Annotated in this window: 24 protein-coding genes, 1 pseudogene and 1 riboswitch; of the genes and pseudogenes, 22 read left to right on the top strand and 3 right to left on the bottom strand. The window is 68.4% G+C overall.

Annotated elements, in window-relative coordinates; translation table 11 throughout:
- Positions 1-75: 75 nt before the first annotated feature.
- A complete protein-coding gene (locus RI03_RS07855; RefSeq protein WP_010216430.1) occupies positions 76-1,047 on the bottom strand; it encodes an ATP-grasp fold amidoligase family protein in 972 nt (323 codons plus the stop codon).
- 39 nt (positions 1,048-1,086) lie between these two features.
- Positions 1,087-1,638, bottom strand: a complete 552-nt coding sequence (locus tag RI03_RS07850; RefSeq protein ID WP_010216429.1) for a DUF3833 family protein — start codon at positions 1,636-1,638, stop codon at positions 1,087-1,089.
- Between the two features lie 563 nt (positions 1,639-2,201).
- Between RI03_RS07850 and RI03_RS07845 the strand changes: the two genes are divergently transcribed.
- The 7 genes from RI03_RS07845 to cobJ all read left to right on the top strand — a co-directional run bounded on the left by RI03_RS07845 (position 2,202) and on the right by cobJ (position 10,868).
- Positions 2,202-2,837, top strand: a complete 636-nt coding sequence (locus RI03_RS07845; RefSeq protein ID WP_010216427.1) for a DsbA family oxidoreductase — start codon at positions 2,202-2,204, stop codon at positions 2,835-2,837.
- Positions 2,838-2,953: 116 nt separating this feature from the next.
- Positions 2,954-3,187: riboswitch (cobalamin riboswitch) on the top strand.
- Between the two features lie 170 nt (positions 3,188-3,357).
- On the top strand, positions 3,358-4,395 hold the full coding sequence (gene cobW, locus RI03_RS07840) for a cobalamin biosynthesis protein CobW (protein WP_010216426.1): 1,038 nt from the start codon (positions 3,358-3,360) through the stop codon (positions 4,393-4,395).
- A gap of 6 nt (positions 4,396-4,401) precedes the next feature.
- On the top strand, positions 4,402-7,662 hold the full coding sequence (gene cobN / locus RI03_RS07835) for a cobaltochelatase subunit CobN (RefSeq protein WP_010216425.1): 3,261 nt from the start codon (positions 4,402-4,404) through the stop codon (positions 7,660-7,662).
- Positions 7,659-8,759, top strand: coding sequence for a cobalamin biosynthesis protein CobG (locus RI03_RS07830; RefSeq protein ID WP_051007254.1), 1,101 nt, complete (start codon positions 7,659-7,661; stop codon positions 8,757-8,759). The genes cobN and RI03_RS07830 overlap by 4 nt, the downstream gene beginning before the upstream one ends.
- Complete coding sequence (locus tag RI03_RS07825) at positions 8,759-9,388, top strand: precorrin-8X methylmutase (protein ID WP_010216423.1); 630 nt, start codon at positions 8,759-8,761, stop codon at positions 9,386-9,388. Before RI03_RS07830 ends, RI03_RS07825 begins: the two co-directional genes overlap by 1 nt.
- Positions 9,385-10,122, top strand: a complete 738-nt coding sequence (gene cobI / locus RI03_RS07820) for a precorrin-2 C(20)-methyltransferase (protein ID WP_010216422.1) — start codon at positions 9,385-9,387, stop codon at positions 10,120-10,122. The genes RI03_RS07825 and cobI overlap by 4 nt, the downstream gene beginning before the upstream one ends.
- Entirely contained in the window at positions 10,119-10,868 is a 750-nt protein-coding gene (gene cobJ / locus RI03_RS07815) for a precorrin-3B C(17)-methyltransferase (protein ID WP_010216419.1), read from the top strand. The genes cobI and cobJ overlap by 4 nt, the downstream gene beginning before the upstream one ends.
- Here cobJ and RI03_RS07810 read toward each other — a convergent pair.
- Positions 10,844-11,593, bottom strand: coding sequence for a cobalt-precorrin-6A reductase (locus RI03_RS07810; RefSeq protein ID WP_010216418.1), 750 nt, complete (start codon positions 11,591-11,593; stop codon positions 10,844-10,846). The two genes, cobJ and RI03_RS07810, sit on opposite strands and share 25 nt — an antisense overlap.
- Between RI03_RS07810 and RI03_RS07805 the strand changes: the two genes are divergently transcribed.
- From RI03_RS07805 to RI03_RS07735, 15 genes and pseudogenes are all read left to right on the top strand, one after another.
- Positions 11,592-12,800 (top strand): bifunctional cobalt-precorrin-7 (C(5))-methyltransferase/cobalt-precorrin-6B (C(15))-methyltransferase, encoded by a 1,209-nt coding sequence (locus RI03_RS07805; RefSeq protein ID WP_010216415.1) that lies wholly within the window; start codon positions 11,592-11,594, stop codon positions 12,798-12,800. The genes RI03_RS07810 and RI03_RS07805 overlap by 2 nt on opposite strands.
- Positions 12,797-13,162: a cobalamin biosynthesis protein gene (locus RI03_RS07800; RefSeq protein WP_026046547.1), complete on the top strand. Its 366-nt coding sequence runs from the start codon at positions 12,797-12,799 to the stop codon at positions 13,160-13,162. The genes RI03_RS07805 and RI03_RS07800 overlap by 4 nt, the downstream gene beginning before the upstream one ends.
- Positions 13,159-13,944 carry a precorrin-4 C(11)-methyltransferase gene (gene cobM / locus RI03_RS07795; RefSeq protein ID WP_010216411.1) on the top strand — a complete coding sequence of 262 codons (786 nt, stop codon included), beginning with the start codon at positions 13,159-13,161 and terminating at the stop codon, positions 13,942-13,944. The genes RI03_RS07800 and cobM overlap by 4 nt, the downstream gene beginning before the upstream one ends.
- A pseudogene (locus RI03_RS07790) lies at positions 13,941-15,247 on the top strand (cobyrinate a,c-diamide synthase). Before cobM ends, RI03_RS07790 begins: the two are co-directional and overlap by 4 nt.
- Positions 15,244-15,960, top strand: a complete 717-nt coding sequence (gene cobA / locus RI03_RS07785; protein WP_010216409.1) for a uroporphyrinogen-III C-methyltransferase — start codon at positions 15,244-15,246, stop codon at positions 15,958-15,960. Before RI03_RS07790 ends, cobA begins: the two are co-directional and overlap by 4 nt.
- The gene (gene cobF, locus RI03_RS07780) at positions 15,957-16,718 is read left to right on the top strand and encodes a precorrin-6A synthase (deacetylating) (protein ID WP_010216408.1); all 762 of its coding nucleotides are present in this window, start codon (positions 15,957-15,959) and stop codon (positions 16,716-16,718) included. Before cobA ends, cobF begins: the two co-directional genes overlap by 4 nt.
- Positions 16,715-17,356, top strand: coding sequence for a 5,6-dimethylbenzimidazole synthase (gene bluB, locus RI03_RS07775; RefSeq protein ID WP_010216406.1), 642 nt, complete (start codon positions 16,715-16,717; stop codon positions 17,354-17,356). Before cobF ends, bluB begins: the two co-directional genes overlap by 4 nt.
- A 34-nt stretch (positions 17,357-17,390) precedes the next feature.
- Complete coding sequence (locus tag RI03_RS07770) at positions 17,391-17,801, top strand: DUF1636 domain-containing protein (RefSeq protein WP_010216405.1); 411 nt, start codon at positions 17,391-17,393, stop codon at positions 17,799-17,801.
- Positions 17,788-18,858 (top strand): HoxN/HupN/NixA family nickel/cobalt transporter, encoded by a 1,071-nt coding sequence (locus tag RI03_RS07765; RefSeq protein ID WP_443208551.1) that lies wholly within the window; start codon positions 17,788-17,790, stop codon positions 18,856-18,858. The genes RI03_RS07770 and RI03_RS07765 overlap by 14 nt, the downstream gene beginning before the upstream one ends.
- Before the next feature lie 235 nt (positions 18,859-19,093).
- Entirely contained in the window at positions 19,094-19,618 is a 525-nt protein-coding gene (locus tag RI03_RS07760; protein WP_238542313.1) for an RNA polymerase sigma factor, read from the top strand.
- The gene (locus RI03_RS07755; RefSeq protein ID WP_026046545.1) at positions 19,615-20,580 is read left to right on the top strand and encodes a FecR family protein; all 966 of its coding nucleotides are present in this window, start codon (positions 19,615-19,617) and stop codon (positions 20,578-20,580) included. The genes RI03_RS07760 and RI03_RS07755 overlap by 4 nt, the downstream gene beginning before the upstream one ends.
- Positions 20,581-20,702: 122 nt before the next feature.
- Positions 20,703-23,885, top strand: coding sequence for a TonB-dependent receptor (locus tag RI03_RS07750; RefSeq protein ID WP_238542312.1), 3,183 nt, complete (start codon positions 20,703-20,705; stop codon positions 23,883-23,885).
- A gap of 76 nt (positions 23,886-23,961) precedes the next feature.
- Entirely contained in the window at positions 23,962-25,518 is a 1,557-nt protein-coding gene (locus RI03_RS07745; RefSeq protein WP_037515000.1) for a tryptophan halogenase family protein, read from the top strand.
- Positions 25,519-25,557: 39 nt separating this feature from the next.
- Positions 25,558-26,298: a SapC family protein gene (locus tag RI03_RS07740; protein ID WP_010216394.1), complete on the top strand. Its 741-nt coding sequence runs from the start codon at positions 25,558-25,560 to the stop codon at positions 26,296-26,298.
- Positions 26,295-26,948 (top strand): DUF6445 family protein, encoded by a 654-nt coding sequence (locus tag RI03_RS07735; protein WP_010216392.1) that lies wholly within the window; start codon positions 26,295-26,297, stop codon positions 26,946-26,948. The genes RI03_RS07740 and RI03_RS07735 overlap by 4 nt, the downstream gene beginning before the upstream one ends.
- The last annotated feature ends 6 nt before the right edge of the window (positions 26,949-26,954 follow it).

Below are 26,954 nucleotides of genomic sequence, written 5' to 3'. Positions count from 1 at the left end.
CGCCGTTTGCGCTGTGACTGGCCGGATAACGATCGGCGGCGGTGTGCGACCCGCCCAAAGACCCTAAAATCGAGTTCATGAAATTCCGAACGGCATCGACGGGGCCTCGTACACGGGACGCGAGGCCGGACCTGACGCCACGGGTGCGCCTGTGAACGGGGCCCCCGTCAACCAGCATTGGCCGAGCGACACATCCAGCGAAAACGGATCGAACGGGTCCAGCCCGGAACCGGGGTAAAAGGTCATCTCGCCAAACCGCGGCACGCGTCCTACGTCGTAGAAATCGATCCGGACGAAATCGAAGCCGCTTGCCAGGGCTTCCGCGCCCTCGATCATGCGGTCCAAGGCCATCGGCGGCGGCATGTCTTCGCCCAACCCGTCACCCGACAGCCGTCTCCAGCGGCGGTCGAACACCGTCCAGCGATGATTGGTCGCGCGGTCGCTATGAACCTGGATCACCGCGACCCTGCCGTGGAAGACGTACAGCTTGTAATCGATCGGCAACACCGGGGCGACGCCGACGAAGGGTTCGATCAACACCCCGCGCGGCACGTCGCGATATCCCCACTCGTCGAGCCAATCCCCGTAGGACCGTCGCATCCACGACGCCGCCGCGCGGCGAACCATGGCCCAGTCGTCGGCCTGGCTGCAGACCACCCGCAACTGTTTGCAACCGTGGCGCGATTTTACGACGAATGGGTAGGAACAGGGCGGTGTTGTCGGCAGGATGTCACCCGACCACAGCGTCGGCGTCACCCAGTCTGGCCCGAGCATGTCGGAGACGAAGCGCTTTACCGTCAGCTTGTCGATCAACCCCGGCATCCGAGGATCGCGGTCGACGAGCTTGCGCTGCTGGACCAGTTCGGTGAACAACCGGGGCGCGGTGAGCGACAACAGGCGTTTGTGTCGCCAAAGGTACGTGAGATGCAGACGCAGCAGCATCGGCAGCGACGCCTTCGGCCGAGCGTCCCACCCCGCGGAGACCGACGTCGACCTCCCGGTCTCCTCGACCGGTAACGCAGCAGCGATGCCGAGATCACCCGACATCGACGAAGCCTGCTCGCCAGCCCGCAGGCGTCGGAATGATCACGGCCTGCGCACGATCGTCTCGTCCACGCTGGCGACCGGGACGCCGAATTTCGTCACGACCATGCGGTTGCGCGCGGTCTGGCCGCCCGGTTGCAAGTCGAGCCATTGCTGGGCGTGCAATCCGTGCTTCATGGCAAACTGCAGATGCAAGCGGTTACCGGTAACCTCTCCCGTCACCGGACCGACGGCATCGCTCAGCGTCCCCGCGTATCGATCCGGCGCGATCCGACGCAGATGCCACGTCCGGTGCGTAGGTTTGCCGACTCCCACGCGAACGTCCTGCTCCAGGTCGATTTGGCCAGCCCCAGGGGCAACGCCATATCCTTCGACGAGCGTTGGCGTATGACGCCGCAGTATCACCGAAAGGCGCCCTTTCCCTTCGGTATGTCCGGCGAAGAACGCGACGGGATCGAACACCGGCACGGGTGCCTGCGTGCTCGCGAGATGCCCCGAGGGCACGCAAGCGCTGAGCGCGATCGACACGGAGAGCAGAGGGACGCCCTTCGCGATTTTTTTGGTGGAGCGACGGAACGCCAGAAACACAGCCATCGTCGCCAAACCAATGAAGGGCAGGACGGTTGTCTAAATTCGCGTTCATAGTGTGGCCGGGAACGGGCCAACGGGAGGACCGCCTGGCCGACGCGCCGCCCCACCCCGATCTTCGACCTCGTCATTTTTCCCGGAAAGCATTATCGGAGAGCTTGCTGAACGGTGTCAGCAGACAGCTCAGCACAGACCGTTTTTGCCCCTGAAGATCGATCTGCGCGGTCTATCTCCGTTTCGATACCGTCGATCCGAATCGCCTGCCCCACCTCGTCGAAGCGGGCTCGTCCCGGACGTGAAGGCCTATATCGACAACCTCAGCGGCGTGGCCAATTACGTCAATCAAACCTTTTCGCTCTTCTCCGGCGCACAGCATCGCCGGCCGAAACGGATGTTCGTGAAGGCGTGACGCAGTCCAGCCGTCGGGATCGCAGCGTGAAATCGGAATGCAGGACGCCCCAACGCGGACGGCTTGCCGCCTTTCGTCGACGCGCAGGTGTAATCGCCACCCCGTATCCTTATATCTTGCGCCATCTTCCCTCATCGAACGGTGTCGCGTGTCCAAGCCCATGAAGATCGATTTCGTTTCCAATGTCTCTTGCCCGTGGTGCATTATTGGCCTGCGCGGCCTCGAGGAAGCACTCGCGCGCACGGGGGACCTGGTCACCGCCGACATCACTTTTCAGCCCTTCGAGCTGAACCCGGGGATGGGCAAGGATGGCCAGAATATCAGGGAACACGTTGCCGAAAAATACGGCTCGACACCCGAACAGTCGGCCGCCAGCCGCACGATGATCCGCGATCGCGCGGCCGAACTCGGCTTTTCGATGCAGATGTCGGAGACGAGCCGCATCTACAACACCTTCGATGCCCACCGGTTGCTGCATTGGGCGCATATCGAGGGCAAGCAGGCAGCGTTGAAGAACGCGTTGTTCGTCGCTTATTTCACCGATCAGCAGGATCCGTCCGACCATGACGTGCTGATCGCCACCGCCGCAGAGGCCGGGCTCGACCCCGTGCGCGCCGCCGCGATCCTTTCGTCGAGCGAATTCGCCGACGAGGTCCGGACGGCCGAGCAGCTATGGCAGTCGCGCGGGATCAGCGCGGTGCCTGCCGTCGTCATCAACGATCGCTACCTGATCTCGGGGGGGCAGCCGCCCGAAGCATTCGAGCGCGCGTTGCGCGAGATTGCCGCGCAGGACTGACATCGGCGCATCCTCGCGCCTGTTGCGGAAGCACGCTCCCTGACGCGCTCCGGCGCATTACCGAATTGGCAAGCCGCCCGGCTTCGGCTAGGATTGTCGACGGGCGCCGTTTCACGGTGCCCGTTGATCGCGCCGGTGCCCCGCGAGGGGCTTGAATGGGAATGCGGTGCGGGGGTCCTCCCCCAAATCCGCGGCTGTCCCTGCAACTGTAAGCGGTGAGCGAAAGCGTCATGCTCCCGGCAACGGGAGCGGCCACTGGACTGCGGCGGTTTTCGAACTGTCGATCTGGGAAGGCGATGCTCTAGCGATGACCCGCGAGCCAGGAGACCTGCCGGCGATAAGGTCGCTCTTGCCTTGGCCCAGGGGATGGCCGCGGCACGGTTCTCCGTCTGAGCGACGAGCCTATGCGGCTGGGGCTGCATCGGTGCGTGGCTGGGCGGCTTTACGGCGCTCGTCCGTCGTCGCGCGCCGTCCGAAATCGGCCCCTTCCGTTCGTTGCTGTCGCGCCGCGGGGAAGAGCATGTCCGATCTATCGAAGGTTCCCGTCACCATTGTCACCGGCTTCCTTGGCGCCGGAAAGACGACCCTCATCAGCCACCTGATCCGCAACGCCGGCGGGCGTCGGCTCGCGGTGGTGGTCAACGAATTCGGCACATTGGGCGTCGATGGCGACATCCTGAAGGGCTGCGCGATCCCCGATTGCCCGGCCGAGAACATCGTCGAGCTCGCCAACGGGTGCATCTGCTGCACCGTCGCGGACGATTTCATCCCGACCGTCGAGACGCTTCTCGCGATGGAGCCGCGGCCCGACCATATCCTGATCGAGACATCCGGACTCGCCTTGCCCAAGCCGCTGCTGAAAGCGTTCGATTGGCCCGCGATCCGCTCGCGCATCACGGTCGACGGGGTGATCACGCTGGCGGACGCCGAGGCGGTCGCCGCGGGGCGGTTCGCGCCCGATCTCGCCGCAGTCGACGCGCAGCGCGCTGCCGATCCGAGCATCGACCATGAAACTCCGTTGTCCGAAGTGTTCGAGGATCAGCTCGCCTGCGCCGACATGGTGCTGCTCACCAAATGCGACCTCGCCGGGCCCGTCGGAATCGCCGCCGCACGCGCGGTCATCGCTAACGAGACACCGCGCCCGCTCCCGACCGTCGAGCTGGTCGATGGCATCGTCGACCCGCGCGTCGTGCTCGGGCTCGGCGCTGCGGCGGAGGACGATATCGCTGCCCGCCCGTCGCATCACGATGGCGAGGACGAGCACGAGCATGACGACTTCGACAGCATCGTCGTCGCATGGGGCGAGATCACCGACCCGGACGATCTCGCGCGCCGGATCGAGACGCTCGCGGCGGGCGGCGACGTGCTGCGCGTCAAGGGCTATGCCGCGGTCGCGGGCAAGCCGATGCGGTTGCTCGTCCAGGCGGTGGGGGCGCGGGTGCGCGTGCAATACGACCGACCGTGGCGCGGCGACGAGACGCGCGGCACGCAACTGGTGGTGATCGCCGAGCAAGACCGGCTCGACCCGCCGGCAATCAGGGCAGCGCTGGCGGGCTGATCCGCCATGCACGTCGTCTTCCGCGAAACGCACGGGTTGGAGGAGAGCGCCACGCCGCGCGATCTGGGGCAGGATGCCGCGGATCTCGTCGTGCTGTCCTTTTCCGACAGCGACCTCGGCGCGTTCGCGGCGGGATGGCGCGCGGGCGGGCCGGGGATGCCGAGCCTGCGGCTCGCCAATCTCGCCGAGTTAGCGCACCCGCTTTCGGTCGACACCTATGTCGAGCGGACGCTGGGAGCCGCACAAGGAATCCTGATCCGGCTGATCGGCGGGATCGCCTATTGGCCCTACGGCGTGCAGCAGGTCGAAGCGCTCGCCCGACGAGACGGGATCGCGCTGGCGATCATCCCCGCGGATGGCCGCATGGATCCGCGCCTCGACGCGGCCTCGACGGTGTCGGTCTCGACGCTGCGCCGCCTGACGGAACTGTGCGACATCGGCGGCGCGACTGCGGCGCGCGCTGCACTAGCGCAATTCGCGCTGGCAGCCGGGTTGTACGTCAAGCCCGCGCCGGCAGCGCGCGCGATCGCTTCGGTCGGCGGCTGGCAACCGGGGCCCGGCGTGACCTGCCCGGCGGCGTTCGCGCTGACGGCGGTCCGACCGCGAGTCCTGCTGGTCTTCTACCGATCCTATCTCATGGCCGCCGATCTCGACCCGATTACGGCGCTGCACGCGGCGTTCGTGGAACGCGGCTACGACGTCCTCGCGCTGTTCGCGCCGTCGCTCAAGGATCGCGCGGCGGGCGGGTGGCTGTCACGGTGGGTGTCCGCGCTCGCACCGGTCGCGATCGTCAACGCAACCGCTTTCTCCGCGCGCGATGCCGCCGGCACGAGCCCGCTCGACGCCGCCGGGGTCCCGGTCTTCCAGGTCGCGCTGGCAACGTCCGACCGTGCCGCCTGGGCGGATGCGGCACGCGGTCTATCGCCCGCCGATCTCGCGATGCACGTCGTGCTGCCCGAGGTCGATGGCCGCCTGTTCGCCGGCGTGGCGAGCTTCAAGGACGCTGCCGCGCGCGACGCCGACCTGCAATTCGCCCGCCGCGAACACCGCGCCGAGCCAGAGCGGATCGCGGCGATCGCGGACCGGGTCCACGCCTGGATCGCGCTGGGAGCGAAGCCCGTGGCGCAGCGGCGGCTCGCGATCGTGCTGTCGACCTATCCGGGCAAGACCTACCAGATGGCGCACGCGGTCGGGCTCGATGCGCTCGCGTCGGTCGCAGCGATGCTCGGCGATCTGGCGGATGCGGGCTATGCGACGGCATTGCGGAACATCGAGGATCTGCCGGTTGCACTTGCACAGCAGACCATCGTCTGGCCCCTGTCTGCCTATCGTGCGGCGCTCGCGACATTGCCCGCCGCGCTGCAGGCCGATGTGACCGCAGCCTGGGGCGCGCCCAAGGACGATCCAGCGGTTCTCGACGGTGCCTTCCATTTCGCCGCCGTCGCCGCCGGGGACAGTCTCGTCGCGCTCCAGCCCGAACGCGGCAGCGCCGCGGTGCGCGCAGACGAGTATCACGATCTCTCGCGCTGCCCACGGCACGGCTATATCGCCTTCTACCTCTGGCTGCGAACGCAGGGGACCGACGCGCTGGTCCATGTCGGCGCGCACGGCACGCTCGAATGGCTGCCGGGCAAGGCGGTCGCGCTGTCGGATGCGTGCTGGCCCGAAGCCCTGACCGGCGCGCTGCCCGTCGTCTATCCGTTCATCGTCAACGACCCCGGCGAGGCGGCGCAAGCCAAGCGGCGGATCGGCGCGGTCACGATCGGCCATGTCCCGCCGCCGCTGGTCCGTGCGGACGGTGGCACCGGGCTCGGACGGCTCGACGCGTTGCTCGACGAATTCTCCAATGCCGACGGGCTCGATCCGGCACGCCGCGATCGGCTGCAGCGCGATATCGGCGACGAAGCGCTCGCACTCGGGCTCGGCGACGTGCTCGCGCTCGACCAGGCGCTATCGCACGCGGAGGCGATCACGCGGATCGATGCCTTCGTCTGCGACGTCAAGGACAGCCAGTATGGCGATGGGCTGCACGTCTTCGGGCGTGGCGAGCAGGGCGCGGCGGAACGCGACGGCCTGCTCGCGGCGCTCGCCGGAAGACGGGTCGCACCCGGACCATCGGGCTCGCCGTGGCGCGGGCGAAACGACGTGCTGCCGACCGGGCGCAACCTCTACACCACCGATCCCCGCGCGGTGCCGTCGCGGTCGGCGCATGCGCAGGGGGTACGGCTCGCCGACGAACTGATCCGGCGTCATCTGCAGGATCATGGCGACTATCCGCGTGGGCTGGTGGTCGACCTGTGGGGCTCGGCGACGATGCGCACCGCGGGCGAGGAATTCGCGATGGCGCTCCACCTGCTCGGTGCGGAGCCGGTGTGGGACCATCAGTCCGACCGCGTCACCGGGGTCGAGATCCTGCCGCTGATGCGGTTCGACCGTCCGCGGATCGACGTGACGCTGCGCGTGTCGGGGCTGTTCCGCGATGCCTTCCCGACGCTTTGCGCGATGTTCGGCCAGGCGGTGCGTGCGCTGGCGGCGCGGGACGAGCCGGCGGATCGCAACCCGTTCGTTGGGTCCGCCCCCGGCGCGCGCGTGTTCGGGCCGCGCGCGGGCAGCTATGGCATCGGGCTCGGCGACAGCGCCGACACCTATACGCCCGAAGCGCGGCAGGCGGCAGGCGCGGCGTGGCTCGCCGCTTCCGCGCACGCGCTTGACGATGGCGAGGCGCGCGCCGACCCGGCGGGGATCGCGGCGCGCGTCGCCGCCGCGGATGTCTTCGTCCACGTCCAGGACCTGCCCGAGACCGACCTGTTGCTTGCCGCCGACTATGCCGCGCACGAGGCCGCCTTTGCCGCCGCGCAGGTGATCACCGGCGGAAGCGCCGCTCTCTATCACCTCGACGCGACCGACCCGGCCCGTCCGCGTGCGCGCCCGCTCGGGGAGGAGATCGCGCGCGTCGTCCGCGCGCGCGCGGCGCATCCGGGCTGGATTGCGGGGATGATGCGGCACGGGTTTCGCGGCGCCGCTGAACTCGCCGCCACGCTCGATCATCTTGGGGCGTTCGCGCATCTCGCGGACGTCGTGACGCCTGAGTCGATCGACCTCTATTACGACGCGACGCTCGCACGCGACGACGTCCGCGCGTTCATGGCGGACGCCAATCCGCAGGCGCTGGCGGCGCTGGAGGCGCGGTTCGTCGCGCTCTACGCGGCGGGGCTGTGGCCGACGCGGCGCAATTCGATCCTCGCGCAATTGGGCGCGCGCGCATGAGCGTGGTGCGCGGCTGGTGCCCGACGGCACACCGCCCGATGGCGGCAGGCGACGGCCTGCTCGTCCGCGTGCGCCCGCGGCTCGCGCACCTCACCCGCACGCAGGCGATCGGCTTGGCCGAGGCAGCGGCAGCGCATGGCAACGGCGCGATCGACGTCACCAACCGCGCCAATTTGCAGATCCGCGGTGTCCGCGACGACCGCTGGGCGGCGTTGATCGCCACCCTGTGCGCGCTCGATCTGGTCGACACCGATCCGACGCTCGAGGCGCGGCGGGCCGTGCTGGTAGCGCCCGACTGGAACGCGGGTGACGACACGCACCGCATCGCGAGCGAACTCACCACGCGACTGGCGGAACTCCCCGAACTGCCCGGCAAATTCGGGTTCGCCATCGATGCGGGCGCTTCCCCGCTGCTCCGCGACGCCCCCGCCGACATCCGCATCGAACGCGGCTCGATTGGTGGGCTGATCCTCCGCGCGGAGGGACGGACGCAAGGCGTAGCGCTGACCGCTGGCACCGAGGTCGATGCGATCGTGGCGCTGGCGCACTGGTTCGTCGCGAGCGGCGGCAGCGCCGCCGGCCGAATGGCGCGCCACGCCGCCGCCCTGCCCGCTTGGGCGGATCGCGAAAGTCTTCCATCACTGCCGGGTGCTGCACCCGCGACCGGGCAGCACCCGCTTGGCGCGGTGGTAGGCCTTCCGTTCGGACGAATCGACGCTTCGGACCTCGCTCGGCTGGTGGCGAACGGTGGCGAGATCCGCGTCACGCCGTGGCGGCGGCTGATCGTCCTGGGCGGGGTTGCCGCCGAGCAGCCCGAACCCGCGCTCCTGCATACCGACGCCTGTGTCGGTGCCCCGGCCTGTCCGCAGGCAAGCGTAGCAACCCGCGCGCTCGCACGCCGTCTCGCGCCGCATGTCGCGGGCCAGCTTCACGTCTCGGGCTGCGCCAAGGGCTGCGCGCGCGCGCAGCCCGCCGATGTCGTGCTGACGGGGCGCGAGGGTCGCTTCGATCTCGCCTTCGCCGCCCGCGCCGGCGCCCCCCCCGCCGTATCCGGGCTCGACGCCGCCCGGATCCTCGCCCGCTTCGGAGCCGCCTGATGCCCCATGTCTATCAAACCGACGGCGCCGCCATCTATCGCCAGTCCTTCGCCACGATTCGCGCCGAGGCCGACCTGACGCGCTTCACGCCGGAGGAGGAGCCGGTCGCGGTCCGCATGATCCACGCCGCCGGGCTCGTCGATCTTGCCGCGCACATCCGGTTTTCGCCCGACTTCGCCGTGGTCGCGCGGCGTGCGCTCGCGGCGGGCGCGCCGATCCTGTGCGATGCGCGGATGGTGACCGAGGGGATCACGCGCGGCCGCCTTCCTGCCGACAATCCTGTCCTCTGCACGCTCCACGCGGCGGAAACGCCCGACCTCGCGCGCGCGATGGGCAACACGCGGTCCGCCGCCGCGCTCGAACTGTGGCGGCCGCATCTGGCGGGCGCACTGGTCGCAATCGGCAATGCCCCGACCGCGCTGTTCCACCTGCTCAATATGCTCGAGTACCCCGCCTGCCCGCGTCCGGCCGCAATCATCGGGTGCCCGGTCGGGTTCGTCGGCGCGGTCGAATCTAAGGCCGCCTTGTGGGCGGAACAGCCCGTTCCGTGCGTCGTGGTCGAGGGGCGGATGGGCGGCAGCGCGATCACCGTCGCCGCGATCAACGCGCTCGCGAGCCGCATCGAATGACGGCCCCTTCCCCCCAGGGCACGATCCACGGTGTCGGCCTCGGCCCGGGCGCGCAGGACTTGATGAGCGTCCGCGCCGACCGGCTGGTGCGTGGCGCGCGGCATATCGCCTTCTTCCGCAAGGCGGGCAAGCCGGGCCAGGCGCGGCGGATCGTCGACGGCATGTTGCGCGCCGATGCAATCGAGTTCGCGATGGAATATCCCGTCACGACCGAAATCCCGGTCGCCGACCCGCGCTACAACGACCGTCTCTGCGGTTTTTACGCCGATTGTACCGATCACCTCGCCGCGCTTTCGGCGACGGGCGACGATGTGGTCGTGCTGTGCGAGGGCGACCCGTTTTTCTACGGCTCGTTCATGCATCTCCACAGCCGCCTGGTGGGGATCGCGCCGGTGCGGGTCGTCCCCGGCATCACCGGCATGTCGGGCGCGTGGACCGCGAGCGGCACGCCGATCACATGGGGCGAGGATGTGCTGACCGTTCTCACCGCGACGATGACCGAAGACGAGCTCACCCGCCGGATTCGCGACACGGATGCGCTGGTGGTGATGAAGATCGGCCGCCACCTCGCCAAGCTGCGCCGCGCGGTCGCCGCCGCGGGCCGCGACGATGCGGCGTGGCTGGTCGAATATGCCGCGATGCCCGACCAGCGCGTCACGCGGCTGTGCGACGCCGACAGCATCGCGCCTTATTTCTCGATACTGCTGATCCACGGCCAGGGGCGGCGGCCATGAGCGGCTGGCTCGCGATCGCTGGGCTCGGGCCGGGCGATTCGGCGCTGGTGACGCCCGACGTTACCGCAGCGCTTGCAGAGGCGACCGACGTGATCGGCTACATCCCCTATGTCGCGCGCGTCACCCCGCGCGCCGGGCTGACGCTCCACGCCAGCGACAATCGCGTCGAACTCGATCGCGCGCGGCATGCACTCGACCTTGCGATGGCGGGGCACCGCGTGGTGGTGGTGTCGTCGGGCGATCCCGGCGTGTTCGCGATGGCAGCGGCGGTGTTCGAGGCGGTCGAGCATGGCCCGCCGGCGTGGCGCGAGCTCGACATCCGCGTGCTTCCTGGCATCACCGCGATGCTCGCGGCGGCGGCGCGCGCGGGCGCACCGCTCGGTCATGATTTCTGCGCGATCAACCTGTCGGACAACCTCAAACCGCAAGCGCTGATCGACCGCCGGGTCCGCCTCGCCGCCGAGGCGGACTTTGCGATCGCCTTCTACAACCCGCGCTCGATGAGCAGGCCCGACGGGTTGGGGCGCGCATTGGAGATCCTGCGCGACGTCTGTGCGGATGCGCGCCCCGTGCTGTTCGCACGCGCTGTCTCGACCCCCGAGGAAAGGCTGCGCATCGTTCCCCTGCCCGAGGCCCGCCCGGAAATGGCGGATATGCGGACCGTCGTCATCGTCGGGTCGAGCACGACGCGGACGATTGTGCGCAGCGGCGCGCCGATCCTCTACACCCCGAGGTCGGCGGCATGACCGATCCAGCGCAGCACATCTGGGACGGCATGCACCTCCGCGCGCAAAGGCAAGCTGGGGCGGTCGATCATCACCACTGGGATTCCCAACTGCCGCGCCGCGATCAGCTTGGCCTGCGCACCCGTGCCCCCGGCATTCTTGCAGACGACTACATCGATCGCATGGTCGCGCATCAGCGCGACGTCGCCCATGACATCGAACGGCCCCCGATCGATCACGAGGTAATGGTCCGGGAGTTCGGGTGGAGCCTCAGGCGCGTCGACGAAGCGCAGCAGATAGCGATGCTGCGGCTGCGCCGCGAACGCCGCGACATGCATCCGTCCGAGCGCGAGCATCACGCTGCGGCGTGCGCCCGCGAGCGTGGCGACCGCCCCCTCGATGTCGGCGACATGCCGCCAGTCGTCGTCGGGCTCCGCGGTCCATGCAGGTCGGGTCAAAGCAATGAGGGGGATGCCGGTGTCCGCTGCCGCTTCCACCGCATTTCTGCTCATCTGCGCAGCAAACGGATGCGTCGCGTCGACCAGATGCGTAATGCCTGCTGCGCGGAGATAGGTAGCCAGCCCCGCCGCGCCACCGAACCCGCCGACCCGCGTCGGCACCGGCTGCGCCTTCGGATTTGCCACGCGGCCCGCATAGCTCAGCACGGCATCGTCACCGCGCAACGCGAGTGCCTCCGCCAACGCGCTCGCCTCGGTCGTGCCGCCGAGAATCAGGATTTTCGGCATGGTGGATGAACTCGGCAAGGCTTGGCTGACGATCGTCGGGATCGGCGAGGATGGACCAGCCGGCCTGTCCCCCGCAAGCCATGATGCCCTCGCGCACGCCGAACGGGTGACCGGCGCCGCACGCCACCTGGCGCTGCTGCCCGATCTGGCGTGCGAAACCGCCGTGTGGCCTGTGCCGTTCGAGGACGGGATCGCGCCGCTGCTGGCGCAGCGCGGGCGGCGCGTCGTGCTGCTGGTATCGGGTGATCCGTTCTGGTTCGGTGCGGGATCGGTCGTCACGCGCCAGCTCGAGCCGTGTGAATGGGTCGCGCACCCGCTGCCCTCGACCTTCAGCCTCGCGGCGGCGCGGCTGGGGTGGCCGATCGACACGACCCAGTGCCTCGGCCTGCATGCCGCGCCGCTCGCACGACTGCGCCCGATCCTTGCCCAGAACGTCCGGGCGATCGTGCTGGTGCGCGATGGCGCGGCGGTCGGCGCATTGGCGGGATATTTGCGCGATCACGGTTTCGGGGACAGCCGGTTGTGGGTGCTCGAAGCGCTCGGCGGTCCGCGCGAGCGCATCCGCGAAACCACCGCCTCGACGATCGACTTCACCGATATCGTGCATCCCGTCGCGGTCGGCATGGCCGTCAACGGCGACGGTGCGGTTCTGGCCACCGCATCCGGGCGCCCCGACAACTGGTTCGAGCATGACGGGCAGATCACCAAGCGCCCGGTCCGCGCGCTCACGCTGTCCGCGCTCGCGCCCGCCCCGTTCGAGACCTTGTGGGACATCGGCACAGGATCGGGTTCGATCGCGATCGAATGGCTGCTCGCCCATCCCACGACCCAGGCGCTGGCGTTCGAAGCCGATCCGACCCGTGCCGAACGCGCCCGCGCCAATGCGGACGCCCTCGGGGTCGACCGGCTCCGCATCGTCGGAACGCGTGCGCCCGACGGGCTGGCCGATCATCCCCAGCCGGACGCCGTCTTTATCGGCGGCGGGCTGTCCGAGGCACTGCTCGACTGGCTCTGGACGCACCTCGTGCCCGGCACGCGGATCGTCGCCAATGCGGTGACGCTCGAATCCGAAGCGCTGCTGGCGACCTGGCACCATGCGAAGGGCGGCGAGCTGCTGCGGATCGACCTGTCTGACGCCGCGCCGATCGGCACGCGCCGCGGCTGGCGCGCGCACTATCCGGTCGTCCAGTGGAGCGTATCGCGATGATCGTCGCTGGCTTCGGATATCGCAGCGGTACCGCGCTTCCCTCGTGCGAAGCCGCGCTGGCGCTGGCGCAAGTCGGGCACCCCCCGGTCACCGCGCTGGCCGCGCCGGACGACAAGACCGATCTGCTTGCGCCGCTCGCCGAACGGCTTGGTCTCGCGCTGTTCGCCATCCCGGCGGAGGCCCTGACCGACGTCCCGACGCGGACCTCCTCAAAGCCAAGCCTCGAGGCGCGCGGCACCGGCAGCGTTGCCGAAGCCGCCGCACTCGCAGCGATCGGCGAAGGCGCGCGCCTGATCACGCCCCGTCACATCTCCCCCGATCGCAGGGCGACCTGCGCGATCGCCGAAGGACCTTCGACATGACCGTTCACTTCATCGGCGCCGGCCCCGGTGCTCCCGATCTGCTCACGCTGCGCGGCCGCGACCTGATCGCCGCCTCTCCCGTGTGTCTGTACGCCGGGTCGCTCGTCCCCGCCGCGTTGCTCGACCATTGCCCGCCGGGCGCGCGGATCGTGAACACCGCGCCGCTCTCGCTCGATCAGATCATCGGCGAGATCGCGACGGCGCACGCGGCGGGCCACGATATCGCCCGGCTGCATTCGGGTGATTTGTCGATCTGGTCGGCGCTGGGCGAGCAACTCCGGCGGCTCCGCGCACGCAACATCCCCTTCACCATAACGCCGGGTGTCCCCGCCTTCGCCGCCGCCGCCGCAACGCTCGGAGCCGAACTCACGCTTCCCGGCCTTTCGCAGTCGGTCGTCCTGACCCGCACCACGGGCCGTGCCAGCGCGATGCCGAGCGCGGAGACGCTTCCCGCCTTCGCCGCGACCGGCGCGACGCTTGCGATCCATCTCTCGATCCACGCGCTCGACCGCGTCGTCGCCGAGCTGACCCCGGCTTACGGCGCTGACTGCCCGGTGGCGATCGTCTGGCGGGCAAGCTGGCCCGACGAACGGATCGTCCGCGCCACGCTCGCGACGATCGTCGCGGCGGCGGCGGACGGCCCGGAACGGACCGCGCTGATCCTCGTCGGCCCCGTTCTCGCGGCCGAGGATTTTGAGGAGAGCAGCCTGTACGCCATCGGCTACGACCGCCGTTTCCGGCCGCAGAGCGCCACTTCCCCCTTTGCGGAGACCGGCGAATGACCCCGGGTATAATGATCGCCGCTCCCGCCTCGGGAACCGGCAAGACCACCGTGATGCTAGGCCTGCTCCGCGCGTTCCGCGACGAAGGCCTGCGCGTCCAGCCGTTCAAGAGCGGCCCCGATTATATCGACCCCGCCTTCCACCGCGCGGCGAGCGGACGGCCTTCGTTCAACCTCGACAGCTGGGCCATGGCGGAGCCGATGCTCCACGGCCTCGCCGCGGAAGCGCACGATGCCGATCTCGTACTCGCGGAGGGGTCGATGGGCCTGTTCGACGGCGTCGCCAAGCCGGGCGCGACCGGCAACGGCGCAAGCGCGGACGTTGCGCGGCGGATGGGCTGGCCGGTGGTGCTGGTGATCGACGTGTCGGGTCAGGCACAATCCGCCGCCGCCACCGCGCTCGGCTTTGCGCGCTACGACCCCGCGGTGCAGGTCGCCGGCGTGATCCTCAACCGCGTCGCGAGCCCGCGGCATGAACGGCTCGCGCGCAGCGGGATGGCGGCAGTGGGGATCCGCGTATTCGGCGCGCTGCCGCGGCGTGGCGACCTCAAGCTGCCCGAGCTCATCTCGGTCTGGTCCAGGCCTCCGAGCATCCCGATCTCGACGCGCGGATCGCCGATTATGCGATCTTCCTGCGCGAGCACGTCGATCTCGCGGCGATCCGCGACGCCGCGGCGGTTGCAGCCTCCCCCGCCGTGCCCGCGCACCGCTTCACCCCGCCCGCGCAACGGATCGCGCTGGCGCAGGATGCGGCCTTCTCCTTCGCTTACCCGCACATGCTCGCGGGGTGGCGCGGCGCGGGCGCGGAGATCCTGCCCTTCTCGCCCCTTGCCGACGAAGCGCCCGACGCAGGTGCCGATCTCGTCTGGTTGCCCGGCGGCTATCCCGAGCTCCATGCCGGACGCCTCGCCGCCGCCACGCGCTTCCGCGCCGCGCTCACCGAGCATGCCAGCACCCGCCCGGTGCACGGCGAGTGCGGCGGCTACATGGCGCTCGGTGATGGCCTGATCGACGCCGACGGCAAGCGCCACCGGATGGCGGGGCTGCTCGGGCTCGTGACAAGCTATGCGCAGCGCCGGATGCATCTCGGGTATCGCCACGCCACGTTGCTTGCGCCGATCGCGGGTTCGGCGGCGGGGACGACGCAGCGCGGCCACGAATTCCATTATTCGACGATCCTCGAACAACCCGACGCGCCACTCGCGCACGTCGTCGACGCCCAGGGCGACCTTGTTGCCGAGACCGGATCGTATCGCGGCCATGTCTCGGGGACCTTCTTCCACCTGATCGCCCCCGGGCAATGAGCGGCTTCGTCTCCTTCGTCGGCTCCGGGCCGGGCGATCCCGAATTGCTGACGCTCAAAGCGGTCGCGCGGTTGCAGGCGGCGGACGTCGTGCTGTTCGACGATCTGTCCTCGGGGCCGATCCTCCAGCATGTCCGCAAGGGCGCCGAACTGGTCGCGGTCGGCAAGCGCGCGGGCCGCCCCTCGCCGTCGCAGGCGCATGTCTCGCAACTGCTGGTCGATCACGCGCTGAGCGGCGTGCGCGTGGTGCGCCTGAAATCGGGCGACCCAGCGATCTTCGGGCGGCTGGAGGAGGAGATCGCGGCGCTTCGCACGGCCGGCATCGCGTTCGAGATCGTCCCCGGCGTCACCTCCGCCAGCGCCGCGGCCGCCGCCGCCGCAATCCCGCTCACGCGCCGCCTGAGCGCGCGGCGAGTCCAGTTCGTCACCGGGCACGACGTCACCGGCGGCCTGCCCGACGGTCTCAACCTGGCGGCGCTCGCCGATCCCGCCGCGACGACCGTGGTGTTCATGCCCAAGCGGACCTTCGCGGCGCTGGTCGGGATGCTCGTGGCGCATGGCCTGTCGCCGGATACGCCCGCGTTGGTCGCCGAGAATGTCAGTTATCCCGACCAGCGGCTGACGCGCTCCACCATCGCCGACCTCGCGCGCGACCTCGCGCCGCGGAACGACGCGCCGGCGCTGATCCTCTACGGGCCGCTGCTCGCGCCATGATCGACCTGCACCTCATCGGCATCGGCACCGGCAACCCCGATCATCTGACGCGCGCGGCGGAAGCCGCGATGAACGCCGCCGACCTGATCCTGCTCCCGCGCAAGCGCGACGCCGCGTCGGACCTGATCGATCTGCGGCGGACGATCTGCGCCGCGGTGTTGCGGGGCGGGACCCGCGTCGTCGAATTCGATCTGCCCGAACGTGCGGAAAGCGACGCCTATCTCGCCGCCGTCGGCGACTGGCACGACGCGATTGCCGCCGCGTGGACGACGCAAATCGCGACGCATCTGCCGGACGGCGGTCGGCTGGCGTTGCTCGTCTGGGGCGATCCGTCGCTCTATGATAGCAGCCTGCGGATCGCCGACCGCTTGCGGGACGACGACCTGGCGATCCGGGTCCATGTCGTGCCCGGCATCACCAGCCTCCAGGCGCTGACCGCCGCACATGCCATTCCCCTCAACACGCTCGCCGCGCCCGTTCTGGTGACGACCGGACGCCGCCTCCGCGCCGATGGCTGGCCCCCGGCGGCGGACACCCTTGCGGTGATGCTGGACGGCGGCTGTGCGTTCGCGACGCTCGATCCGCGCGGCGTGACGATCTGGTGGGGCGCGTTTCTCGGAATGCCGCATCAGGCGCTGGTGACCGGTCGGCTGGCGGAAGTGTCCGCCGAAATCGTCGCTGAGCGGGCAAGCCTCCGCTTGGCGCATGGCTGGATCATGGACACCTACCTCCTCCGCCGGTCGGGAGCTGCGGCATGACCGCGCCCGACTTCGACCCGGCATTCGGGGATCAGCTCGAAGCGCTGCTCCGCTGGCGGCGCGACGTCCGGCACTTCAGCGCGCGCGCAGTGTCCGAGGACGCCATGCAGGCGTTGCTCGACAGCGCCGCGCTCGCGCCGTCGGTCGGCAATGCGCAGCCGTGGCGCTTCGTCCGTGTCCGTTCGGCGCAGCTTCGCACCCGGCTTGCCGAACACGTCGATGCCGCGTCCCGGGACGCGGCCGGCGTTATCCCGGATGCCACGCTGCGCACGCGCTATCAGGCGCTCAAGCTCCACGGCATCCGCGAAGCGCCCGAACTGCTCGCGGTGTTCTGCGACGAGGTGCCGGACGCGGGCCACGGTCTCGGCCGCGCGACGATGCCCGAGATGCTCCGCTACTCGACCGTCATGGCGATCCATACGCTGTGGCTCGCGGCGCGCGCACGCGACATCGGGCTTGGCTGGGTCTCGATCCTCGACCCCGACGTGGTGACCGAATTGCTAGACGTGCACCCCCGCTGGACGCTGATCGCGTTGCTGTGCCTGGGATACCCGGCCGAACCGTCCGACACCCCCGAACTCGAACGGCACGGCTGGCAAGCCTGCGAACCGATCGCGGACCGGATCCTCGAGCGATGACACCCCGCCCCTCCCCTGTATTGGACCAGAAACCATGCTGACCCCCGTCGAGAACGGCCTCGCCGTCATCGCGTGCAACACCTGCCGCCTGTCCGCGGAAGAGCGGGAAGATACCGATGGCACGCGCGGCGGCGCGCTGCTCGTCGCGGCGCTCGAAGCCGCAAAGGCCGCCGATCCACGCTACGCCGACGTCGCGATCCAGCAGATGCCGTGCCTCTTCTCCTGCACCGAACATTGCTCGATCCACCTGCGTGCGCCGGGCAAGGTCGGCTATCTGCTCGGCCGCTTCTCGCCCGATGCCGAGGCCGCGCGCGCGATCCTCGATTACGCAGTCCATTATGCCGACAGCGACCATGGCCGCGTGCCCTACAAACAATGGCCGCAGGGCATCAAGGGCCATTTCATCGCCCGCACACCGCCGGAGGGTTACCTTGTCGAAAGCTGATCCCAAACCCGCTCCCGCCCTGCCTGCCCCCGCCCTGCCCACGCTGCGCAAGCGGATCAGTCTGCTCTACGTGCTCTTGATCGGCGCGAATGTCGGGGCGTGGATCTGGGCGCTGGCGCTGTTCCACGCACAGCCGCTGATGCTTGGCACCGCGCTGCTCGCGTGGGGGCTCGGGCTGCGCCACGCGGTCGACGCGGACCACATCGCCGCGATCGACAATGTCACGCGCAAGCTGATGCAGGACGGGCAGCGGCCGATGACGGTCGGCTTCTGGTTCGCGATCGGGCACAGCACGATCATCCTGCTCGCCTCGGTCGCGATCGCGTTCACCGCCTCGGCCTTGTCCGACTTCGCGGCGCTGAAGGCGACCGGCGGCGTGGTCGCGACGATCGTGTCCGCGGCGTTCCTGTTCACGATCGCGGCGATGAACCTCGTGATCCTGCGCTCGGTGTGGCGCACCTTCCAGCGGGTCCGCGCAGGCGGTGCGTATGTCGACGAGGATCTCGACATGCTGCTCGGCGGACGTGGCCTGCTGTCGCGGCTGTTCCGCCCGTTGTTTCGCCTCGTCTCGCGCAGCTGGCACATGGCGCCGCTCGGCTTTCTGTTCGGGCTCGGTTTCGACACCGCCACCGAAGTCGCGATCCTCGGCCTCTCCGCCGCACAGGCGGCGCATGCATTCGTGATCGGCCCGGTGCTCGTCCTGCCCGCGCTGTTCGCCGCCGGAATGGCGCTCGTCGATACGACCGACGGCATCCTGATGTTGGGCGCGTACGAATGGGCGTTCGTGAAGCCGATCCGGAAACTCTATTACAACATCACCATCACCGCCGTGTCCGCGTTCGTGGCGATCGTCATCGGCGGGATCGAGACGATGGCGCTGATCGCCGACAAGCTTGACCTGCACGGCACGCCGTGGTCCGCGGCGCGCAATCTGGGGGGGCAGTTCAATCTGCTCGGGTTCGGCATCATCGGGGTGTTCGTGCTGTGCTGGGTCCTCAGCTGGGCGGTGTACCGCTGGAACCGCTTCGACGAAATCGAGGTCGTCCTGGGGTCTTAGGCGTTCGCCGCGTACCGGTTCGGGAGCGACGTCGCGGCTGCCCGACGCCCGCCACCGGTTGATGCACGTTCTTTGCTTTGCAGAGGGGGGATTTCGGCGCATCGTGTCTCTAGGGGAGCAGAGAGGCGCAAATGCGCCCGAATGTATCCACGAAGGGGAGGATGCTACGGAACCGTGGCCGGAAGGGGAACTCGCGCGTCGGCGTCACCTGGCCGTTTGGGTGGCGCGCGAAATCATGCCGCATGAAGACCGGGTTCGCGCCCGGTTCAAGCGGGCGCGCCTATCGCCGGAGGATATCGACGACGTGATCCAGGAAGCGTATTGCCGCATTTCGATGCTCAAGGCGGTCGACCATATCGACAGTCCGTCCGCCTATTTCTTTTCGATCGCGCGTAACCTCCTGTTGCGGCGGCTGAAGCGCCAGCGGATCGTGTCGTTCGAGGCGATCGCCGAGATCGAAGCCTATCGCGACGACGCGACCCCCACGCCAGAGGAGCAAACCGGGAGCCACCTCGCGTATGAGCGGATGATGACGCTGATTGAGGCGCTTCCCGAGCGCTGCCGTCGGATCGTCGAACTGCGCAAGATCGAAGGCTGGTCGCATCGCGAGATCGCGGATCACCTCGGCATGACGGAGAAAGCGGTGGAGAAACAGATCTGGGTCGGCGTCCGCGCCGTGCGCGAGGCGTGGAACACCGCCGAACGCCGCGCCGGTTTGCGGCTTGATCCCGTCGAAACCGGTGTCCGGGGCCAGCGATGATCGACAGGTCCGGAAGCGTGGCGGACGAGGCCGCCTGGTGGGTCGCGAAGATGGATTCGGGGCGCTGGGAAGCGGCCGACGAGATCGCGCTGTCGCAATGGCTCGCGCAGGATGCGATGCGCCACGGGCTGTTGCTCCGCACGCAGGCGGCGTGGGTGGCAACCGATCTTGCTTTGCGCCCGCCGACAACGGCCGCCTCCATCCCGGATGTCGTCCCGGAAGCACGCCCGGTCTGGCACCGCCGCAATCTCCTCGCCGGACTTGCCGCCGTCATCGTCGCCGGGGTGATCGGTACGACGCGGATCTTCGTGCCCGAGACGCGCTACGTCACCAACCTCGGGGAAATCCGCCGTGTCCCGCTCGCCGACGGGTCGATCATGACGATCAATTCCGGAAGCGCGCTGACCGTCCGGATCGACGCCCGCTCGCGCCAGATCGCACTCGCGCAGGGCGAGGCGTGGTTCGAGGTCGCGCATGATCCCACACGGCCGTTCGTCGTGACCGCCGCGGGGGTCACCGCGCGCGCGCTCGGCACCGCATTCTCCGTCCGCCTCCGCCCGGCCGGGGTCGAGATCCTCGTCACCGACGGCACGGTCGAGACCCGTCATGAGAACACCGTCAGCCCGAGTGCGGCGACCCGGCTGACCGCGGGGCAGCGCGCGTTCGTCGATGCGCGTGCCGCGGTCCGGTTCGAGGCGGACCGCGCCTCGGCGGTCGATCGTGCGCTGGCATGGCGCGGCGGGATGATCGACCTCGAGGGTGATACGCTCGCCTCCGCTGCCGAAGAGTTCAACCGCTATAACACGCGGAAGATCGTCGTTTCGGATCAGCAACTTGCTGGCGAGAAGCTCGACGGGGTGTTTCGTATCAACGACCCGGAGGGGTTTGCGCGGGCAGTGAAGGTAAGCCTCGACGCAACCGTTTCGGACACCGACCCGACCATCATTCGGATCACGCGCTGAGGAATCCCGGAAATTACAGCAAGACGCCAAAATAGTTTGGAAGGTTTGTCGCCAGCCGCGTCTCTAGGGGGAATACAGACGCAAACGATCTGTTGAAAACAGGCTCAGGGGGGGGATAAACGATGGTCGGAACTTCGATCCGTCATGCACTCTATACATCGTCGGCAATGATCTGTCTGGCGGCAACGCCGGCCTTCGCACAGGCGAAACAATTTGCGGTGGACGCACAACCTGCGGAAACCGCGATCGGACTGCTCGGTCGCCAGGGCGACGTTCAGATCATCGCCGCGCGCCGCGTCACGCAGGACAAACGCACCCGCCCGGTTCATGGCGACATGACCGTTTCGGACGCACTGACCCGGCTGCTGGAAGGGACCGGTCTGGTCGCGCGGCTGATCGGCCCGCACACCTATGCCGTCGTCCCGCAAGCCCCCGCAGCGACGCGGCCCGGCACCGTCCCCGCCGCGATGGTGACGGTACGCGCGCCGCAGGACGACCGCGCCGCCGCGCCGGTCGCCGCCACCCCGCAGGAGGCGGCACCGGCGGATGCTCCCGCGCCGCAGGCGGATGGCGGGTCCGACATCGTCGTGGTCGGGTTGCGCGCCAGCCTGAGCAACGCGCGCGGGATCAAGCGGAACGCGTCGGGGATCGTCGACGCGATCTCGACCCAGGATATCGGCAAGCTGCCCGACACCAACCTCGCGGAATCGCTGCAGCGCATCACCGGCGTCTCGATCGATCGGTCGGGCGGCGAAGGCGCGTTCATCACGGTGCGTGGGTTCGGCCCCGAATTCAACACGGTGCTGATCAACGGCCGCCAGCTCGCGACTCCGACCGACCCGAGCCAGGCGTCGGGCCGCGCCTTCTCGTTCGACACGCTCGCGTCCGAACTCGTCGCGGGGGTGGAGGTCTACAAATCCTCGACCGCGCGCTACCAGTCCGGCGGGGTCGGTTCGACGGTCAACATCAAGACCGCGCGGCCATTCGACTACAAGGGCTTCAAGCTGTTCGCCGCGGCAGATGGCAATTACGACGCGAATGCCAAGAAGGGCGCGCCCGACGCGTCCTTCCTGCTCAGCAACACCTTCGCCGACGGCCGCTTCGGCGTCCTGTTGAGCGGGAGCTACCAGCATCGCTTCACCAAGCTCAACGAAGCGCAAACCGACGGGTGGCTGGTCAATCCCGGCGTTCCGGCAGCCCAGGTGAATGGCGGGCGCGGGACGGTCAGCGCGTCCAACCCGCAGGGCAACCTGTTCATCCCGCAGAATTTCGACAGTCGCGTCACGCGCGAGGACCGCGAGCGGATCGGCGGCACCCTGGTGCTGCAATATCGCCCGAGCGACGATTTGACCGTGACCGCGGACGGACTCTACACGCGCTTCACCAACACCACCGACGCGCGCTCCTACGGGCACTGGTTCACCGCCTCGAACCTGACCGGGGTCACGACCGACGCCAACGGCACCGCCACCGACCTCACCCAGACCAGCGGGATCGCAAGCGACTTCCACGACAAGAAGTTCGACAAGCGCACCAACACCTACGCCGCCGGACTCAACGTCGAATATAAGATCACGCCGCAGCTTTCGGTCAGCGTCGACGGGACCTGGTCGGTCGCGAAGGAGGAGCCCAATGGCGGGCGGCAGGCATATCTTGCACTGCTCGGCTATCTCACGGGATCGGAACGCTATCGGTCCGACGGATCGATCCTGCCCTATGCGGTCGAGACGTTCCCCAGCTTCGCTTCCGCATCCAACCCGTGCGGTTCGGCGGTCACCAATTCGGGAACGCCCTCGAGTGGCAACATCGTCGGGGCGGGGCAGCCCTTGTGCCAGCACGTCATGCTGCTGCGCGGCTTTGGCATCAAGGACGAGGTCGGACAGGTCCGCACCGACTTCAGCTACAAGAGCGACGACGCCGAAGGTCTCGTCAAGGCGAGCTGGGGCGGCTATTTCTCGCACGATCGCAAGGATACCTCGCTCTATTCGAACGACGGCGGGACCGGTTGCACGACCTGCGGGTACAACATCGCGGCGCCATCGGGGGTGCCGATCTCGGTGTTCAACGCGGGCAGCGGGTTCCTGTCCGGGGTCAGCGGGTCGAACCGCCTGCCGACGCAGTGGCAGACCTTCGATGGCGATGGCCTGTTCGCCGCGATCACGCAGCAACAGCGCGCGACCAACCCAAACTTCACCTTCGCGCCCCCGCTGGTCAACGACACGGTGGTGACCGAACGCGTCCTCGGCGGCTATCTCGAGACCGAGTTCCGCGGCGCGCTGGCGGATCGGCCCTTCTCGCTCGTCGCGGGCGTGCGGGTCGAAAACACTGCAACCAACGTCAACGGCCTGGCGACCGCTTATACCGCGCTGGTGACGCTCGCCAACGACCAGACGCAATATGGCTCCGCCTCATCGGGCACGACGCGCACGGTCGGCCATGCCAGCTATACCGACATCCTGCCCAACCTCGCGTTCCGCTGGGACCTGACCGACAAACTCACCGCGCGCTTCGCCACCTCGCAGACGATCACGCGGCCGACGCTCGAGCAACTGTCCCCGGTGACGACGCTGGTGACGCTCCGCCCGGGCAATTTCGCCGCGAGCCGGGGGAATGCCGATCTGAAGCCGTTCAAGTCGAATAATCTCGACCTGTCGCTGGAATATTACTTCGGCCAGTCGAACTACATCTCGCTCGGCGGGTATTTCAAGAACGTCAACGACTTCATCGTGCTCAACCAGACCAGCGGCCCGGTTTCCAATGCGACCGGCGGCCCCCTGCTCGATCCGGTGACGAACCTGCCCGCGCAGTTCACGATCACCGCGCCCGTCAACGGGCAGAGCGCGACGGTCACGGGCCTCGAGGCGGCGTGGCAGCAAAACCTGTGGGAAACCGGCTTCGGGTTCCAGATCAACGGGACGCTGGTCCATTCCAACCGGAAGCTCAACCCGCAGGACCTGACGAACAAGTTCGCGCTGACGGGCTTGTCCAATTCGGCCAACGCCGTGCTGTTCTTCGACAAGAACGGGATCGAGGCGCGTGTCGCGTATAACTGGCGCGACCATTTCCTCCAGTATCTGGCACCCCCGCCGCTCAACGGCGCAGGCCAGGCGGTCACTCAGGTCCGTGCCTATTCGCAGGTCGATGCGAGCCTGATCTATCGCATCAACAAGCATGTCTCGGTCTTCTTCGAAGCGGTCAATCTGACCAATTCGAAGGCGCTGAAATATGCCTATTACACCAGCCAGTTCCTCTATGCCGAGGACACCGGGCGGCGCTTCAAGAGCGGCGTGCGCGTCAACTTCTGATGCGGCCATCGTACGACGACCGGACCGGGCTTTCTTCGAGCCCGGTCCCATGCCATCCTCGTGGGCGATGGTCGATATGAACACACCCGTATCATCGGTATGCATCGTCGGCGGGGGATCGGCGGGGTGGCTGACCGCCGCGCTGATCGCCGCACGACACAGCACCCCGGACGGCGGCGGGCTGAGCGTCACGCTGGTCGAGAGCCGCCGGATCGGGATCGTCGGGGTTGGCGAAGGGACCTGGCCGACGATGCGCAACACGCTGCGCAAAGTCGGCGTTTCGGAGACCGATTTCCTCCGTTTCTGCAACGCATCGTTCAAGCAGGGGGCGAAATTCGCGGGATGGCGGACGCAATCGGCGGACGATTTCTACTACCACCCGCTCGTCCTGCCCGAAGGCTTCCCGACCCTCGACCTCGCCCCCTATTGGAACGCGCAGGTGCGAGACGATCCCGCGACGGCCTCCTTCTCGGATGCGGTCTGTTTTCAGGAGGCGCTGTGCGAGCGCGACCTGGCGCCCAAGCTGATCACCTCGCCGGAATATGGCGGGGTCGCCAATTATGCCTATCACCTCGATGCGGTCCGCTTCGCGGACTTCATGGCGGAGCATTGCGTGACGAAGCTCGGCGTCCGGCACGTCATCGACGAGGTGATCGCGGTCGAGCAGGCGGACGATGGCGACATCGCCGCTGTCGTCACCCGCGCACACGGCGCGATTACCGCAGACCTGTTCGTCGATTGCAGCGGCTTCTCGTCGTTGCTGCTTGGCGAGACGCTGGGCGTGCCGTTCCGCGATTGCAACGATGTGCTGTTCATCGATCGCGCGCTCGCGGTGCAGGTGCCGTATGACGATGCGGGCGCGCCGATCGTCTCGCATACCGTCTCGACCGGGCAGAAGCACGGCTGGATCTGGGATATCGGCCTGCAGAACCGGCGCGGGGTCGGTTATGTCTATTCGAGCCGCCACGCCAACGGCAGTTCGGTCGAAGCCGAGCTTGCCGCCTATGTCGGGCCAGCGTTCGATCGCCTGTCGCCGCGCGAGATCACGATCCGCTCGGGGCATCGCGAGACCTTCTGGAAGCGCAATTGCGTCGCGGTCGGGCTGGCGGCGGGGTTCCTCGAACCGCTCGAGGCATCGGCGCTGGTGCTGATCGAACTGTCGGCGGATTATATCGCGGCGTCGATGCCCGCGACGCGCAGCGCGATGGAGATCGTCGCGCGGCGGTTCAACACGATGACGCTGTATCGCTGGGAACGGATCATCGAGTTCCTCAAGCTGCATTACATGTTGAGCGAACGCGACGACACCGCCTTCTGGCGCGACAATCGCGACCCCGCGACGATCCCGCAGGCGTTGCAGGACCAGCTCGAACTGTGGCGTCACGTGCCCCCCGGCGAACAGGATTTCGCCAGCGCGCACGAAATGTTTCCGGCGGCGAGCTACCAATATGTGCTGTACGGCATGGGGTTCCGGACCGATCCACGCTTCGCCGCAACCGCGCTCCGTGATCCGGACGCGGCGCTCGACGCGTTCGATCGGAACGCCGCGCTCAAGCGTCGGCTGGCGGCGACGCTGCCGACCAATCGCGCTCTGCTCGATACGCTCGCGCAGCACCGGTTCCAGCCGGTCTGACATGCGCGCGCCAAGCTTCGTTCCAAGGGAAGACCTGCCGTGAACCTGGTACAATTGTCGCGCGAACAGCATGCCGGTCTGCGGATCGACCCGGCCAAGGCCGCGGCGACTGCGGCCAACGTGCATCTCGTCCGGATCGTCCGCAGCGAAATCCGCAAGGCCGCTGCGCAATATCCGCTGTTCTTCATCAAGGACGGCGAAACCGGGGCGTTTCACCTCGCTGCGCTGATGGGGCTCGAACCGCACGAGAATTTGTTCTGGGACGGCGACACCCTCGATGCGGGCTATGTCCCGCTCAACCTGCTGCGCCAGCCCTTCTACATCGGCGGCGAGGATGCGCTGGCGGGGGTGATCTGCGTCGACCTCGACAGCCCCGCGCTCGACCCGGCGGGAGCCCGCGCGATCGTCGAGGCAGATGGCAGCGACAGCCCGTATATCGCGCAAGTCCAGGCGATGCTGGGCGACCTCGCACGCGGCCAGGCCCCGACGCAGGCGCTGGTCGACCTTGCGGTGTCGCTCAAGCTGGTGACCGAAATCTCGCTCGACATCACTTTCGACAACGGCGCGCGCTGTACGCCGACCGGGCTGTACGGGATCGATCAGCGCGCGCTTGCGCGGCATCTTGCGACGCTGCCCGATTTCGAGACGGCGCTCGATCTCGCGGCGCTGCTGCTGTCGCTCGAACAGGTCGCCGGGCTGGTACGCCGCAAGAACCGGCGGATTGCGGACGAGGCGGCGTGGTTCGAACCCGGGACGCGCGCGCTGGAACGCGCCGGATGATCCTCCACCCCGTCCGGGCGATGGGGCATGAGGCAGTGCCACTCCATGTGATCGATGATGCGCATCCGCAGCCAGAAGCGCTGCAGGAAGCCGCCGCCGCGCAACGGTTCGCGCGCGCGGCGGCGGATTATTATCCCGGGCTTCGCGCGCCCGCCCCGGTCGGCTATGCAGTCTGGCTTGCCGAAGCGGCGCGGGCAATCGGCGCGGCGACAACGTCCACCGTCCTGCGCACCACCTTCGCGATCGCGACCGACGCACCGGCTGCGCTGGCACCGATCCAGCGGATCCCGCATTTCGACACGGTCGACCCGACACTGCTCGCCGCGGTGCATTATCTGTGCGCGCCGCCGCATGGCGGGACCAGCTTCTACCGGCATCGCGGCACCGGATATGAACGGATCGACCCGAGCCGGGCGGCGGCGTGGCGACAGGGATTGACGCGCGACCGGCAACGCCACGGTCTGCCTGAGCCGCAGTATCCCGGCGACCACACCGCCGGGTTCGAGCGTATTGGGCAGGCGGACTTGCGCTTCAATCGCCTGATCTTCTATCCCGCGAACTGCCTGCATGCGGGCGACCTCGCCGCGGCCGCGCTTGGCGCAGACGCAGCGCACGGTCGCCTCACGTTGACCTCGCTGTTGCAGGCGTAAGGCGGC

Origin of the sequence: Sphingomonas sp. PAMC 26621 (assembly GCF_000251145.1) — a bacterium.
In the GTDB taxonomy this organism is placed as follows: Bacteria; Pseudomonadota; Alphaproteobacteria; order Sphingomonadales; family Sphingomonadaceae; genus Sphingomonas.
Note: the sequence above shows the minus strand (reverse complement) of the source record. Positions and strands in the feature narration are given on the sequence as shown.